This window comes from Kitasatospora sp. Root107 (assembly GCF_001424875.1).
Taxonomy (GTDB): Bacteria; Actinomycetota; Actinomycetes; order Streptomycetales; family Streptomycetaceae; genus Kitasatospora.
The window spans coordinates 1-14,499 of the sequence record NZ_LMCT01000001.1 but is presented as its reverse complement, the minus strand read 5'-3'; the positions used below and the strand labels follow the sequence as shown (position 1 = coordinate 14,499).

The following is a 14,499-nucleotide window of genomic DNA, read 5'->3' as shown; positions in this document are numbered from 1 at the left end:
ACTGACCGATCGTCACGGCCGGGGCGGACAACCGCCCCGGCCGTACCCTCTCCGACTTTCCCGCCTGCGAGTACCACCGAGGAGCTGCCTCGTGTCCAGCGCTACCGTCCCCCCGTGGCCCCAGCAGGAGGGCCAGGCGACCCCCTGGGAGAGGTTCCACACCTGGCGGCACACCCGACCGTTCTGGGGCGGGCTGCTGGCCATCCTGGCGGGCGGGCCGATCCTGTACTTCCCGTACTTCCACCTGAAGCTCGGCCAGCTCACGATGGCCATGTCGACCACGGCCGGCGCGGGTTCGCTGGTGATCGGCCTGCTGCTGATCGCGCTCGGGCTGACCGCGTGGTTCCAGCCGCTGGTCCGGGTGTTCTGCGGGGTGGCCACCACCATCCTCAGCCTGATCTCCATCCCGGTCTCCAACTTCGGCGGCTTCCTGCTCGGCTTCCTGCTCGGCCTGGTGGGCGGCGGTCTGCTGCTCTCCTGGGCCCCGCTGAAGCCCGAACCGGTGGTCGAGGCTGTCGAGGGCGCCGAGTTCGCAGCCGAGCAGCCGGCCGGCAGTGAGCCGGCCGCCGCAGAGGTGGCCGAGGCCGTCGACACCCAGGCCGCCGACACCCACGTGCTGCCCGCCCAGCCGCAGGCCGCCGATCCGGAGGGGCAACGGTGACCGACCGAGACGAGGCGGCCGACATCCGGCTGCCGGGCCCGCGGCACGCCGCGCCGCGGCGTGGCTCCCGTCTGCGCGGCCGGGCGTTCGCGCTGGCCGCGGTCCCCACCGCGCTGCTGATGGGGGCGATCCCGACGCTGGCCTCCGCGGAGAGCCCGAAGAACTGCGCCAGTGCCCCGGACACGGTGCTGGAGGAGATCCCGGTCCCGAAGAGCGAGCTGACCCCGCTCCCGGGCACCCCGGGCCTGCCCGGCGCCGAGGCGTCCATCCCCGCCGGCACCGTGCCCACGGCGCCCACCGGCTCCGCCAGTGCCACCGCTCCGGTGGGCACGCCGAGCCCGTCCGCTACGGCCTCGGAGCGTGCCTCCCGGGGGACGGTCAGGCCGAACGGCATCATCGACGACATCGTTGACGTCCTGCTGCCGCCGAAGCCGAGCAACTCACCGACGCCGAGCCCGAGTTCGACCTCGCAGGCCCCGACGGCGACGCCGAGCCCGACCACCGTGGCACCCCGGGCCGTGGCGCCGGCCGCCGTCCCGTCCGGCACCGCGTCCGCGACGTCGAAGCCGAGCGGCAGCACCAAGTCCTCGGCCACCCCGGCCAAGCCCAAGGCGGCCGGTTCGGCCTCCGCCTCGCCCTCGGCCGACCCGAACTGCGCCGTCGACACCAGCTCGGTGAAGGCCCTCAAGGGCACCCCCGGGCACGTGGTGCCGGAGCAGAACTGGACCCTGCGCTCCACCCGGCTCGCGCTGCACGGCTCGGTCTTCAACGGCGTCTACGACGTGAAGACCCCGACCGGCACCAAGCGGGTGCTGAAGTTCACCACCGCGAGCGTGGACATCGAGAACCTCGACATGTCGACGATCCAGATCCCCGGCCTGACCTTCCACGTGAAGAGCAAGCCCGGGTCGACCTCGACCATGCGGCAGGGCCCGGTCACCATGTACGTGGAGAGCCTCTCCGGCCACCTGGCCGAGGTGCTCGGCCTGCCGATCCCGATCGACCTGGGCGAGATCACGCTCACCCCGGACACCCTGCCGAAGTGGCTCTGGGACATGCTCAGCACCGTCCCGATCCCGCTCGACCTGACGCTGACCGGGGCCAAGGCCGTCCAGGCCGGTCAGTTCGGTGGCACGCTGAAGATCCCTGGCATGCACCTCTTCAACGACACCACGCCTTACTAGAGGCAGCCGAAAACGCCTGTGGGGCGCCCCGAACTCCGGGGCGCCCCACAGGCGTTACTGCTGTGCGGGGCTCAGAGAGCCGCGCGGGTGCCCAGGTGGTGCACCTGGACCATGTTGGTGTTGCCGGGGATGCCGGGCGGGGAGCCGGCCGTCACGATGACGGTGTCGCCCTCGTTCAGGCGGCGCAGCGCCAGCAGCTCCTGGTCGACCTGGGCCACCATCGCGTCGGTGGTCTCAACCTGCTCGGTCACGTACGCCTCGACGCCCCAGCTCAGCGAGAGCTGGTTGCGGGTCGCGACGTCCGGGGTGAAGGCCACCACCGGGATCGGCGAGCGGTAGCGGGACAGCCGGCGGGCGGTGTCACCGGACTTGGTGAACGCGACCAGCGCCTCGGCGTTCAGGAAGTCGCCCAGCTCGCAGGCGGCGCGGGCGATCGAGCCGCTCTGGGTGCGCGGCTTGCGGCCCGGGTTGAGCGGCTGGAGGCCCTGCGAGAGCAGCTCCTCCTCGGCCGTCTCGGCGATCCGGCTCATCGTCTTGACCGTCTCGATCGGGTACTTGCCGACGCTGGACTCGGCGGAGAGCATGATCGCGTCCGCCCCGTCCAGGATCGCGTTGGCGACGTCCGAGACCTCGGCGCGGGTCGGCCGCGAGGCGTGGATCATCGACTCCATCATCTGGGTGGCGACGATGACCGGCTTGGCGTTCCGGCGGGCCAGCGTGATCAGCTGCTTCTGGACCAGCGGCACCTTCTCCAGCGGGTACTCCACCGCGAGGTCGCCACGGGCCACCATGATCGCGTCGAAGGCGAGGACGATCTCCTCCATCGCCTCGACGGCCTGCGGCTTCTCGATCTTGGCGATGACCGGGACGCGGATGCCGACCTCGTCCATCACCTTGTGCACGTCGTGGATGTCGCCCGCGTTCCGGACGAAGGAGAGCGCGACCATGTCGACGCCCAGCTCCAGTGCGAACCGCAGGTCGTCCTTGTCCTTCTCGGACAGCGCGGGCACGTTCACGGCCGCGCCGGGCAGGTTGATGCCCTTGTTGTTCGAGAGCACGCCGCCCTCGATCACCACGGTCTTCACCCGCGGGCCGTCGACGCTGACGACCTCCAGGGCGATGACCCCATCGTTGATCAGAACCGGGTCGCCGGGCTTCACGTCGCCCGGCAGGCCCTTGTAGGTGGTACCGCAGATGTGCTGGTCCCCGGGCACATCCTCGGTGGTGATGGTGAACTCGTCACCGTTGTCGACCGTCACCGGGCCGTTGGCGAAGGTCGCCAGACGGATCTTCGGGCCCTGGAGGTCGGCCAGGATGCCGATGGTGCGGCCGGTGTCCTGGGACACCTGGCGGACCTTGTGGTACCGCTCCTCGTGCTCCGCATGGGAGCCGTGGCTCATGTTCAGTCGGGCGACGTTCATGCCCGCTTCGACGATGGCCTTCAGCTGTTCGTAGGAGTCCGTGGCAGGACCCAGGGTGCAGACAATTTTCGCTCGGCGCATATCGGTCAGTCTATCCGTTCGTGTTATGGGTGCATTCCGCTCGAATGGTGAGAGATCGCCGACGAAGCATCCCGAGGCGTGGGATGCTGACGCCTCGTCAGGCTCCGTGCACCAGGGCGAAGGACTGCTGCGCGATCTCCAGCTCCTCGTCCGTGGGTACCACTGCGACGGTCACCCGTCCGTACTCGGGGGAGATCACCCGGGCCTCGCCGGAGCGGACCGAGTTCAGCTCCGGGTCCACCGCGATGCCCAGCTCGTCGAGGCCGGCGCAGGCGGCCGCGCGGACCGGCGCGGCGTTCTCGCCGACTCCCGCGGTGAAGGCGATCGCGTCCACCCGCCCGAGCACCGCGTAGTAGCCGCCGAGGTACTTGCGCAGCCGGTGGATGTAGGTGTCGAAGGCCAGCTTCGCATCGGCGTCGCCGCCGTCCGCCCGCCGCATGATCTCGCGCATGTCGTTGTCGCCGCACAGGCCGAGCAGGCCGCTGCGGCGGTTCAGCAGCTCGTCGATCTGGTCGATGCTCAGGCCGCCCACCCGGTGCAGGTGGAAGACCACACCCGGGTCGACATCACCCGAACGAGTGCCCATCACCAGGCCCTCCAGAGGAGTGAGACCCATCGAGGTGTCCACGCAGACCCCGCCCGCCACCGCCGAGGCCGAGCCGCCGTTGCCCAGGTGCAGCACGATCACGTTCACCTCGGCCGGGTCCTTGCCGAGCAGCCGGGCGGTGGCCCGCGAGACGTACTGGTGCGAGGTGCCGTGGAAGCCGTAGCGGCGCACCCGGTGCTGGTCCGCCACCACCTTGTCGATCGCGTAGCGGGCCGCGTACTCCGGCATGGTGGCGTGGAAGGCGGTGTCGAAGACCGCCACCTGCGGCAGGTCGGGGCGCAGCGACCGGGCCACCTCGATGCCGGTGATGTTGGCCGGGTTGTGCAGCGGGGCGACCGGGATCAGCCGGCGGATCTCGGTCAGCACCTCGTCGGTGACCAGGGTCGGCGCGGTGAACCGCTGGCCGCCGTGCACCACCCGGTGGCCGATCGCGGCCAGCTCGGGGGAGTCCAGGCCGAGGCCGTCGGCGGCCAGCTCCTCGGCCACCGCCTTCAGCGCCGCGCCGTGGTCGGGGAAGACCTGGACGGTCTCCCGCGGGTCGCCGGCGCGCGGGGTGTGCGCGAGCCGGCCGTTGCTCTCGCCGATCCGTTCGACCAGGCCGGCGGCCAGCCGGGCGCCGTCCACCATGTCGATCAGCTGGTACTTGACCGAGGAGGAGCCGGCGTTGAGCACGAGGACCCGGGTGGCGTCGGTCATGAGGCCGTTCCTTCGTTCTGCGACTGGATGGCCGTGATGGCCACGGTGGTGACGATGTCCTGGACCAGCGCCCCCCGGGACAGGTCGTTGACCGGCTTGCGCAAGCCCTGCAGCACCGGGCCGACGGCCACCGCACCGGCCGAGCGCTGCACCGCCTTGTAGGTGTTGTTGCCGGTGTTGAGGTCCGGGAAGATCAGCACGGTGGCCCGGCCCGCCACCTCGGAGCCGGGCAGCTTGGTGGCCGCGACCTGCGCGTCGACCGCCGCGTCGTACTGGATCGGCCCGTCCACCAGCAGGTCGGGGCGCAGCTCGCGGACCAGTTCGGTGGCCTTGCGGACCTTGTCCACGTCCGCGCCCGAGCCCGAGGTGCCGGTGGAGTAGGAGAGCATCGCGACCCGGGGCTCGACGCCGAACTGGGCGGCGGTCTCGGCCGACTGGATGGCGATGTCGGCCAGCTGCTGGGCGTCCGGGTCGGGGTTGACCGCGCAGTCGCCGTAGACCAGCACCTTGTCGGCCAGGCACATGAAGAAGACCGAGGAGACGATCGCCGCACCCGGCGCGGTCTTGATCACCTCGAAGGCGGGGCGGATGGTGGCGGCGGTGGAGTGCACCGCGCCGGAGACCATGCCGTCGGCGATGCCCTGCTCGACCATCAGGGTGCCGAAGTACGAGACGTCGGTGACCACGTCGAGTGCCAGCTCGACGGTCATGCCCTTGTGCGCGCGCAGCTTGGCGTACAGCTCGGCGAACTGCTGGCGCAGCGGGCTGGTGGCCGGGTCGACCAGCCGGACCTGCGCCTGGTCGCCACCCTCCTGCGGGAGCGTGATGCCGAGCGCGGCGGCCTTGCGGCGGATCGCGTCCGGCTCGCCGAGCAGGGTGAGGTCGCAGATGTTGCGGCGCAGCAGAATCTCGGCGGCGCGCAGCACCCGCTCCTCGGCGCCCTCGGGCAGCACCACGTGCCGACGGGCCGCCCTGGCTCGCTCCAGCAGCTCGTGCTCGAACATCATCGGGGTGACCCGCTCGGATCGGCTGAGCTCGATCCGGCTGGTCAACTCGGCGGTGTCGACGTGCAGTTCGAACAGGCCGAGGGCGATCTCGGCCTTCCGGGGGCTGGCCTGGGTGAGCTTGCCCTCCAGGTGGGTGAGCGCAGCGGCGGTCAGCCAGCTGCCCTCCGGGACGACGGCCACCGGGGTGCCGGGGGCCAGCCGGGCGGCCAGCGCCATCACGTTCGGGCCGGGGTGCTGACCGAGCGTCAGCAGCAGGCCGGCGATCGGCGGGGCACCGGCGGCGTGCGCGGCCAGTGAGCCGATCACCAGGTCCGCCCGGTCCCCGGGGGTGACCACCAGGGCGCCCTCGGTCAGCGCGGTCAGGAAGGTCGGCAGCATCGCGCCGCCGAACACGAAGCCCCGGACATCCCTGGCCAGGCCCGCCGCGTCGCCGAGCAGCAGCTCGGCGCCGGTCGCCTCGACCAGCTGGGCCACCGTCGGGGCGGCCAGCGCGGGCTCCTCCGGCAGGACGTACGCGGGGAGGGCGAGCTTCTCGGCCAGGGTGCGCTGGATCTGCTGCTTGGCGCCGGGGGCGACCCGGTTGGCGATCATCGCCAGTATCGAGCAGCCCAGGTCGCGGTAGGCCCGGTGGGCGTTGCGCACCTCGGCGATCACCGCCTGCGGATCCTCGTCGTGGCCGCCGACCACCGGCAGCACCCAGGCGCCGAACTCGTTCGCCAGCCGGGCGTTGAAGGCCAGCTCGTCCGGGATGTTGGTGTCGGCGAAGTCGGTGCCGAGCACCAGCACCGCCTGGCACCGGCGCTCCAGCTCGCGGAACCGGTCGACCAGAGCGGAGACCAGCTCGTCCTGCCCCTGCGCCGCCTGGAGCGCGGCCGCCTCCTCGTAGGTGAGGCCGTACAGCTCGGTGGTCGGCAGGTCCAGCCGGTAGCGGTTGCGGAGCAGCTCCACCACGTGGTCCGAGCCCGGCTCGCCGGGGGCGTGGGCGTGGACCAGCGGACGGAACACACCGACCCGGTCCACCTGACGGGTGAGCAGTTCCATGACCCCGAGTTCGACGGCCTGCCGGCCGTCCCCTCGGCCGATCCCGGTCACGTACACGCTGCGCGCCACGGTGGGAGCTCCGTTTCGGTCGTCCTCGGTCAGCGGTCGTATTGACCATACATTCGCACCGGGAACGGCTGCCCGCATGCGCGACCGGCCGAAGGGGGCAAGGGACGAACGTCCCCGGACGGCCGGGCGGAAGGCCCGGCCGCCGGGGACGGACGGGGGGTCAGTTCGCCGGGCGGAGCCAGACGGTGGCCAGCGGCGGGAGGACCAGCTCGGCGCTGCGCGGCTGGTCGTTCCAGGGTGTGGCGTCGGCCTTGACGGGGTGGGAGTTGGCGACGCCGCTGCCGCCGTACTCGGTGGCGTCGGTGTTCAGCGTCTCCTCCCAGAGCTGGTCGGTGGTCTCCAGGGCGGGCAGGCCGACCCGGTAGCAGTGCCGGACCACGGGGGAGAAGTTGCAGACCGCCACCAGCGGGCTGCCGTCGGCGGCGAACCGGACGAAGGAGAGCACGTTGTCCTCGGCCGCGCCGCCGTCCAGCCAGCGGAAGCCGTCCGGGGTGGTGTCCTGCTCCCAGAGGGCGGGGCTGTCCAGGTAACGGCCGTTCAGGTCGGCGACCAGGCGCTGCACGCCGCGGTGCTCGGCGGCGGCCGGCCAGTCCTCGCCCAGCACCCACCACTGCGGGCCCTGCTCGTGGTCCCACTCCGCGCCCTGGGCGAACTCCTGTCCCATGAACAGGAGTTGCTTGCCCGGGTGGGCCCACATGAAGCCCAGGTAGGCGCGGTGGTTCGACCGCTGCTGCCACCAGTCGCCGGGCATCTTGGASACCAGTGMCTGCTTGCCGTGCACCACCTCGTCGTGCGAGATGGGCAGCACGTAGTTCTCCGAGTACGCGTAGACCATCGAGAAGGTGATCTCGTTGTGGTGGTGCTTGCGGTGCACCGGCTCCTTGGACATGTAGACCAGCGAGTCGTGCATCCAGCCCATGTTCCACTTCAGGCCGAAGCCCAGGCCGCCGGTGTCGGTCGGCCGGGTGACACCGTCCCAGGCGGTGGACTCCTCGGCGATGGTGACCACGCCGGGGCAGCGCCGGTAGACGGTGGCGTTCATCTCCTGCAGGAAGGCGGCGGCGTCCAGGTTCTCCCGGCCGCCGTACTGGTTCGGGGTCCAGTCGCCGGCCTCGCGGGAGTAGTCGAGGTAGAGCATCGAGGCGACGGCGTCGACCCGCAGGCCGTCGATGTGGAACTCCTCGCACCAGTAGACGGCGTTGGCCACCAGGAAGTTGCGGACCTCGGTGCGGCCGTAGTCGAACTCCAGCGTCCCCCAGTCCGGGTGCTCGGCCCGAAGCGGGTCGGCCGGCTCGTACAGCGGCTCGCCGTCGAACCTGGCCAGTGCGAAGTCGTCCTTCGGGAAGTGCGCGGGTACCCAGTCGACGATCACCCCGATGCCGTGCTGGTGCAGGGTGTCGACCAGGAAGCGGAAGTCGTCCGGGCTGCCGAGCCGGGCGGTCGGCGCGTAGAAACCCGACACCTGGTAGCCCCAGGAACCGCCGAAGGGGTGCTCCATCACCGGCATGAACTCCACATGGGTGAAGTTCAACTCCTGGAGATAGGACGGGAGTTCGGCGGCGATCTGACGGTACGAGGTGAGGTCGGGGCGCCAGGAGGCGAGGTGCAGCTCGTAGACCGACATCGGGGAGCGGTGGTGAACGGCCGTGGCCCGGCGGGCCAGCCAGTCGGCGTCGCCCCACTCGTACGTCGACTCGGTGACCACCGAGGCGGTCTCCGGCGGGCACTGGGTGGCCCGGGCCATCGGGTCGGCCTTCTTGAGCACCCAGCCCTGCCGGGTGTGGATCTCGTACTTGTACTGGGTGCCCGCCCCGAGGCCGGGGACGAAGAGTTCCCAGACGCCGGAGGAGCCGAGCGAGCGCATCGGGTGGCCGGTGCCGTCCCAGTGGTTGAAGTCGCCGATCAGCCGCACCCCGGCGGCGTTCGGGCTCCGGTCCCGCGATCATCGCCAGCGCCGCGACCGTCGCGGTCAGCCTGATNGAGACCCGGCCGTCCTGGGCCCACACCTCGTACTTGTAGCGGGTGCCCTCGCTGATCCAGGGGACGAAGAGTTCCCAGACGCCGGAGGAGCCGAGCGAGCGCATCGGGTGGCCGGTGCCGTCCCAGTGGTTGAAGTCGCCGATCAGCCGCACCCCGGCGGCGTTCGGCGCCCACACCGCGAACGCCGTACCGGGAATGCCCTGCACCGTGCGCAGGTGCGAACCGAGCGCCTGCCAGAGCTGCTCGTGCCGCCCCTCCGCGATCAGNGCCCACACCGCGAACGCCGTACCGGGAATGCCCTGCACCGTGCGCAGGTGCGAACCGAGCGCCTGCCAGAGCTGCTCGTGCCGCCCCTCCGCGATCAGGTGCAGATCCAGCTCACCGAGCGTCGGCGGCAGCCGGTACCCGTCCTGCTGGACGTGCTCGACCCCGGCGTACGAGACCTGGAGCCGGTAGTCCGGGATCTCGACCGCGCTGGGCAGCAGGCCGGTGAACAGGCCGGACTGAAGGTGGGTCAGCTCCACCGGGCCCTGCTCGGTGAGCACCACCACCCGCTCGGCGAACGGGCGCAGCACCCGGATCGAGACCCCCTCCGAGGTCAGGTGCGCGCCGAGCAGGCCGTGCGGGTCGTGGTGCTCGCCGGACAGCAGCCGGTCGATCTCGCTGGGCGGCAGCGTCGCCTCCGGCAGCCGGAGCGCGGCATGCGGCAGCGGCGCCGCCGGGGCCGGCGAAGCTGCCGCGGCCCGGCGGCGGCCGGGCTTGCCCACCCGCTCGGGCAGGAAGGTGGCGGGCACGGGCGTGCTGCGGTCGCGCTTCGGGCCGAGCGGGGTCACGGCGGAGTCCTCCTGCTGAGTGGGGTGGTTCAGACGGTCAGGGCCAGGCGGTTGATCGCGGCCAGCGGGATGGGCAGCCAGCTCGGCCGGTGCCGGGCTTCGTAGACCACCTCGTAGACCGCCTTGTCGATCTCCAGCGCCCGCATCAGTTCGGGCGCCGAGGACGGCTCCATGCCGCCGCCCGCGGTGTAACCCGCGCAGTACGCCGTCCGGTTGCGCCCGGCCCAGGACGCCGCCAGATGGGCCAGCTCCGGGTCCGAGGGGGTACCGGCCAGCAGGTGGGCGGCGGCGTAGTCGAAGGAGCGGAGCATCGCCGCGACGTCCCGCAGCGCGGGCTGCGGGAGTCTGCGCTCGGCCAGCGGTTTGGCCGGCTCGCCCTCGAAGTCCAGCAGCACCCAGCCGTGCGGGGTGCGCATGGCCTGCCCGAGGTGCAGGTCGCCGTGGATCCGCTGGACCGGCAGGCCGTCCAGGTGATCGGCCGTCAGGGCCTGGAACGCGGCCTGCAGCGCGGCCCGGTACCTGGTCAGCCCCGGGACGGCGGTGACCGCGCGGTCCAGCCGCTCGGTCATCGCGGCGGCCAGCTGGTGGGTCTGGGTCCGGTCGAGCCGGGCCACCGGCATGGTCCTGGCCAGCACCCGGTGCACCTCCGCGGTGGCGCGGCCGAGCCGGTGCGCCTCGATCGCGAAGTTGCCCGGGGACGGGTCGCCCTTCAGCCGTCCGACCTGGTCGAGCGCCAGCTCCCAGCCGTCCTCCGCGTCCGGCAGGTAGCGCTGGAGCAGCCCGAGGGTGGCCGGTTCGGCGCCCTCCATCCGGCTCTCGAACCAGGCGGCCACCCGGGGGATCCGGGTCGAACCGGCCCGGGAGAGCGCCAGCGAGAGCTCCAGGTCGGGGTTGGTGCCCGGACTGATCCGGCGGAACAGCTTGAGGATGAAGGCCGTCCCGTAGATCACCGAGCTGTTGGACTGCTCGGCGGTGGAGGCCCGCCCCGGCAGGTTGCCCGGCAGCCCGGGGCCCGGGGTGCGGCGGAACGACAGCGCGCCGAACCGGTCGCCGGTGGCCAGGTGCCCCAGCAGACGGCCGGTCAGCTCCGGGTCGTGCACGGCGTCGTAGAGCGCCGCGCCGTCGTACGGCCCGCTGCCGAGCCGCCCGAGCACGGCCCCTGGGCCGATCCCCGGCGGCTCCTGCGAGCGGATGCCGAGCAGCAGCTGGTAGATGTCGCGCTGGGACGAGCCGCCGTCGCCCGCGTACTCGACCTGGAGCAGCAGGTGCAGCAGCGCGGGGTCACCGACCTGGAGCGGGGTGCCGACCACCGGGGTGATCCTGGTGATCGCGCGGCCCTTGCCCGCGTACCAGCGCTGACTCGGCAGCCAGCCGATGATCAGGGGCAGCGCGGCCTGGACCAGCTCGCTGACCCCGACGGTGGTCCTCCGAGCCCCCGCGTCACGTGCCCCGAGTGGTCTCGGGGCATCCTGGCGCAGATGGGCTTGAGAACGGGAGGTTTCGGACATGACTCCCTTTCCCCGGAAGCGGGCCGACTGCCCGACGGGTCTGGCCGGGCCCGTCAGTCTTCCGGATTTCGGCGGCGCGACGGCGACGGCACGCGAGCCGGGCTCGGGTGTCACGCCTTAGTGTGGGTGGCCGTTGGGCTGTTCTCCGTACGCGGTGGTGCAGAGATCGCTCGGGGGCGCGTGAATTCTCTTCGCGCCCCCGAGGGAAGTGAACTGACTGATCGTTACTTCACTGCTTGTGAGGGTTGCGCAGCTGGAACCAGTAGAAACCGTGCCCGGCCAGGGTGAGCAGGTAGGGCCACTCGCCGATCGACGGGAAGCGAACGCCTCCGATCAGCTCCACCGGATAGCGTCCCCCGTACCGCCGCAGATCCAACTCGGTCGGCTGTGCGAAGCGCGAGAAGTTGTTGACGCACATCACCAGGTCGCCTTCGTACTCGCGGACGAAGGCCAGCACTGCGGGGTTGCTCGAGGGCAGTTCGGTGTAGCTGCCGAGGCCGAAGGCCGGATTGAGCTTGCGAATCTCGATCATGCGACGCGTCCAGTGCAGCAGCGAACTCGAACTGCTTTGCTGTGCCTCGACGTTGGTCACCTGATAGCCGTACACCGGGTCCATGATGGGCGGCAGACTGAGCCTGCCCGGGTCGGCGGAGGAGAAACCCGCGTTGCGGTCGGGCGTCCACTGCATCGGGGTCCGGACGCCGTCCCGGTCGCCCAGCCAGATGTTGTCGCCCATGCCGATCTCGTCCCCGTAGTAGAGGACCGGCGAGCCCGGCAGCGAGAGCAGCAGGGCGGTGAACAGCTCGATCTGGTTCCGGTCGTTCTCCAGCAGGGGTGCCAGCCGGCGGCGGATTCCGACGTTGGCCCGCATCCTGGGGTCCTTGGCGTACTCCGCGTACATGTAGTCGCGCTCCTCGTCGGTGACCATTTCCAGGGTCAGCTCGTCGTGGTTGCGCAGGAAAATACCCCACTGGCAATTGCCGGGAATGGTCGGCGTCTTGGCCAGGATTTCGGAGACCGGGTAGCGGGACTCCCGGCGGACCGCCATGAAGATCCGCGGCATCACCGGAAAGTGGAATGCCATGTGGCACTCGTCGCCGCCGGAGGCGAAGTCGCCGAAGTAGTCGACCACGTCCTCCGGCCACTGGTTGGCCTCGGCCAGCAGCACCGTGTCGGGGTAGTCGGCGTCGATCTCCTTGCGGACCCGGCGGAGGAACTCGTGGGTCTCCGGCAGGTTCTCGCAGTTGGTCCCCTCCCGGGCGAACAGGTACGGCACCGCGTCCAGCCGGAACCCGTCGATCCCGAGGTCCAGCCAGAACCGCAGCCCCGCGATCATCTCCTCCTGGACCCGGGGGTTGTCGTAGTTCAGGTCGGGCTGGTGGGAGAAGAACCGGTGCCAGTAGTACTGCTTGCGGACCGGGTCGTAGGTCCAGTTGCTGGTCTCGGTGTCGACGAAGATGATCCGGGCGTCCGGGTACTGCTTGTCGTCGTCGGCCCACATGTAGAAGTCGCCGTACGGCCCGTCCGGGTCGCGGCGGGACTCCTGGAACCACGGGTGCTGGTCACTGGTGTGGTTCATCACGAAGTCGATCACTACCCGCATACCGCGCTTGTGCGCGGCGTCGGTGAACTCCACGAAGTCCGCCAGGTCGCCGAACTCCGGCAGCACGGACTTGTAGTCCGCCACGTCGTACCCGCCGTCCCGCAACGGCGAGGCGAAGAACGGCGGCAGCCAGAGGCAGTCCACCCCGAGCCACTGCAGGTAGTCCAACTTCGAGGTGAGGCCCCTGAGGTCTCCCACCCCGTCCCCGTTGCTGTCCTGGAACGATCGCACCAGTACCTCGTAGAACACCGCCCGCTTGAACCACTCCGGGTCGAGCTTTCCCGGAGAGGTCTCGGCGAAGGTGTCGGGCACGGGCTCGTTGACTGTCACAGAGGGTTCCTCCGAACCGTGAGGAGGTGGGCCGGCCCGGTGGTGGGATCGAGCCGGACGTAGTTGTGGCGGTGCCAGGTCCAGGAGGCTCCGGTGAGCTCGTCGTGGACTGCGAGCGGCCCGTCCCAGGGCAGGGTGACGGTGGTCTCCTGCGGGTTCCGGGGGTCGAGGTTGACCACGGTGATGACGTGGTCGGTGAGACCGTCCTCGGTGGTGGCGGTCTTCGAGAAAGCGAGGATGTGGTCGTTGTCGGTGGGGTGGAAGGTGAGGTCGCGCAGCTGTTGGAGGGCGGGGTGGCGGCGGCGCAGCCGGTTGAGCACGGTGATGAGNGCGAGGATGTGGTCGTTGTCGGTGGGGTGGAAGGTGAGGTCGCGCAGCTGTTGGAGGGCGGGGTGGCGGCGGCGCAGCCGGTTGAGCACGGTGATGAGTGGGGTGAGGGTGTTGGTGGTGGTCCAGTCGCGGGGSCGTAGTTCGWACTTCTCGGAGTGGGCGTACTCCTCGGAGCCGGGCTTGGTGGGTTCGTTCTCGGCGAGTTCGAAGCCGGCGTAGATGCCCCAGCTGGGGGCGAGGGTGGCGGCGAGGACGGCGCGGACGGCGAAGGCGGTGGKGCCGGCCTGGGCGAGGTGTTTGGGGAGGATGTCGGGGGTGTTGGCGAAGAAGTTGGGGCGCATGTAGGCGGCGGCGTCGCCGCTGAGYTCGGTGAGGTATTCGRYGAGTTCGGTTTTGGTCTCGCGCCAGGTGAAGTAGGTGTAGGACTGGTGGAAGCCGACTTTGCCGAGGGTGTGCATCATGGCGGGGCGGGTGAAGGCTTCGGCGAGGAAGAGCACGTCGGGGTCGGTGCGGGCGATGTCGGCGAGGACTTTCTCCCAGAACAGCACCGGTTTGGTGTGGGGGTTGTCGACGCGGAAGATCCGGAYGCCGTGGGCCATCCAGTGCCGCAGGATGCGCAGGGTTTCCTTGACCAGGCCGTCGAGGTCGTGGTCGAAGTTGATCGGGTAGATGTCCTGGTACTTCTTCGGSGGGTTYTCGGCGTAGGCGATGGTGCCGTCGGGGCGGTGGGTGAACCACTCGGGGTGTTTGTTGACCCAGGGGTGGTCGGGGGAGCACTGGAGGGCGAAGTCGAGGGCGATCTCGATGCCGAGGGCGGTGGCTTCGGTGACGAAGTGGTCGAAGTCCTCGAKGGTGCCGAGGTCGGGGTGGACGGCGTCGTGGCCGCCTTCGGGGGAGCCGATGGCCCAGGGGGAGCCGACGTCGTGCGGGCCGGCTGTCAGGGTGTTGTCGGGGCCTTTGCGGAAGGCCCGGCCGATCGGGTGGATCGGGGGGAGGTAGAGGACGTCGAAGCCCATSGCGGCGACGGCGGGCAGGCGCAGYGCGGCGGTGCGGAAGGTGCCGGAGACCGGCGGCTGGTTGCCGTCCGGGTCGATCACCGCACCCTCGGACCGCGGGAAGAACTCGTACCACGACCCGAACAACGCCCG

The 14,499-nt window shown here is 70.7% G+C and carries 8 protein-coding genes and 3 pseudogenes; 2 read left to right on the top strand and 9 right to left on the bottom strand.

Features of this window, described 5'->3' with window-relative positions; all coding sequences use genetic code 11:
* The first annotated feature begins 91 nt into the window (after positions 1–91).
* Positions 92–661, top strand: a complete 570-nt coding sequence (locus ASC99_RS39600) for a DUF6114 domain-containing protein (RefSeq protein WP_057226725.1) — start codon at positions 92–94, stop codon at positions 659–661.
* Entirely contained in the window at positions 658–1,845 is a 1,188-nt protein-coding gene (locus ASC99_RS00045) for a hypothetical protein (protein WP_057226720.1), read from the top strand. Before ASC99_RS39600 ends, ASC99_RS00045 begins: the two co-directional genes overlap by 4 nt.
* 71 nt (positions 1,846–1,916) lie before the next feature.
* On the opposite strand, the gene pyk is transcribed toward ASC99_RS00045, so the two are convergent.
* The 9 genes and pseudogenes from pyk to ASC99_RS00005 form a co-directional block, all read right to left on the bottom strand.
* Positions 1,917–3,347: a pyruvate kinase gene (pyk, locus tag ASC99_RS00040; protein WP_057226717.1), complete on the bottom strand. Its 1,431-nt coding sequence runs from the start codon at positions 3,345–3,347 to the stop codon at positions 1,917–1,919.
* Positions 3,348–3,444: 97 nt separating this feature from the next.
* On the bottom strand, positions 3,445–4,650 hold the full coding sequence (locus tag ASC99_RS00035) for an acetate kinase (protein WP_057226714.1): 1,206 nt from the start codon (positions 4,648–4,650) through the stop codon (positions 3,445–3,447).
* Positions 4,647–6,767: a phosphate acetyltransferase gene (gene pta, locus ASC99_RS00030; RefSeq protein ID WP_057226711.1), complete on the bottom strand. Its 2,121-nt coding sequence runs from the start codon at positions 6,765–6,767 to the stop codon at positions 4,647–4,649. The genes ASC99_RS00035 and pta overlap by 4 nt, the downstream gene beginning before the upstream one ends.
* A 160-nt stretch (positions 6,768–6,927) precedes the next feature.
* A pseudogene (gene glgB / locus ASC99_RS00025) lies at positions 6,928–8,697 on the bottom strand (1,4-alpha-glucan branching protein GlgB); the annotation flags it as partial.
* Positions 8,698–8,747: 50 nt separating this feature from the next.
* A pseudogene (locus ASC99_RS40005) lies at positions 8,748–9,013 on the bottom strand (1,4-alpha-glucan branching enzyme); the annotation flags it as partial.
* Positions 9,014–9,609: 596 nt separating this feature from the next.
* Positions 9,610–11,088 carry a maltokinase gene (locus ASC99_RS00015; protein ID WP_082597964.1) on the bottom strand — a complete coding sequence of 493 codons (1,479 nt, stop codon included), beginning with the start codon at positions 11,086–11,088 and terminating at the stop codon, positions 9,610–9,612.
* 229 nt (positions 11,089–11,317) lie between these two features.
* The gene (gene treS, locus ASC99_RS00010; protein WP_057226705.1) at positions 11,318–13,021 is read right to left on the bottom strand and encodes a maltose alpha-D-glucosyltransferase; all 1,704 of its coding nucleotides are present in this window, start codon (positions 13,019–13,021) and stop codon (positions 11,318–11,320) included.
* Complete coding sequence (locus ASC99_RS40000; RefSeq protein WP_369825069.1) at positions 13,018–13,341, bottom strand: hypothetical protein; 324 nt, start codon at positions 13,339–13,341, stop codon at positions 13,018–13,020. The genes treS and ASC99_RS40000 overlap by 4 nt, the downstream gene beginning before the upstream one ends.
* A gap of 10 nt (positions 13,342–13,351) precedes the next feature.
* A pseudogene (locus ASC99_RS00005) lies at positions 13,352–14,499 on the bottom strand (alpha-1,4-glucan--maltose-1-phosphate maltosyltransferase); the annotation flags it as partial.

Coding starts and splice junctions, on each gene's coding strand:
- pyk (WP_057226717.1), bottom strand. CDS start 3,347: ATGCGCCGAGCGAAAATTGTCTGCACCCTGGGTCCTGCCACGGACTCC.
- ASC99_RS00035 (WP_057226714.1), bottom strand. CDS start 4,650: ATGACCGACGCCACCCGGGTCCTCGTGCTCAACGCCGGCTCCTCCTCG.
- ASC99_RS00015 (WP_082597964.1), bottom strand. CDS start 11,088: ATGTCCGAAACCTCCCGTTCTCAAGCCCATCTGCGCCAGGATGCCCCG.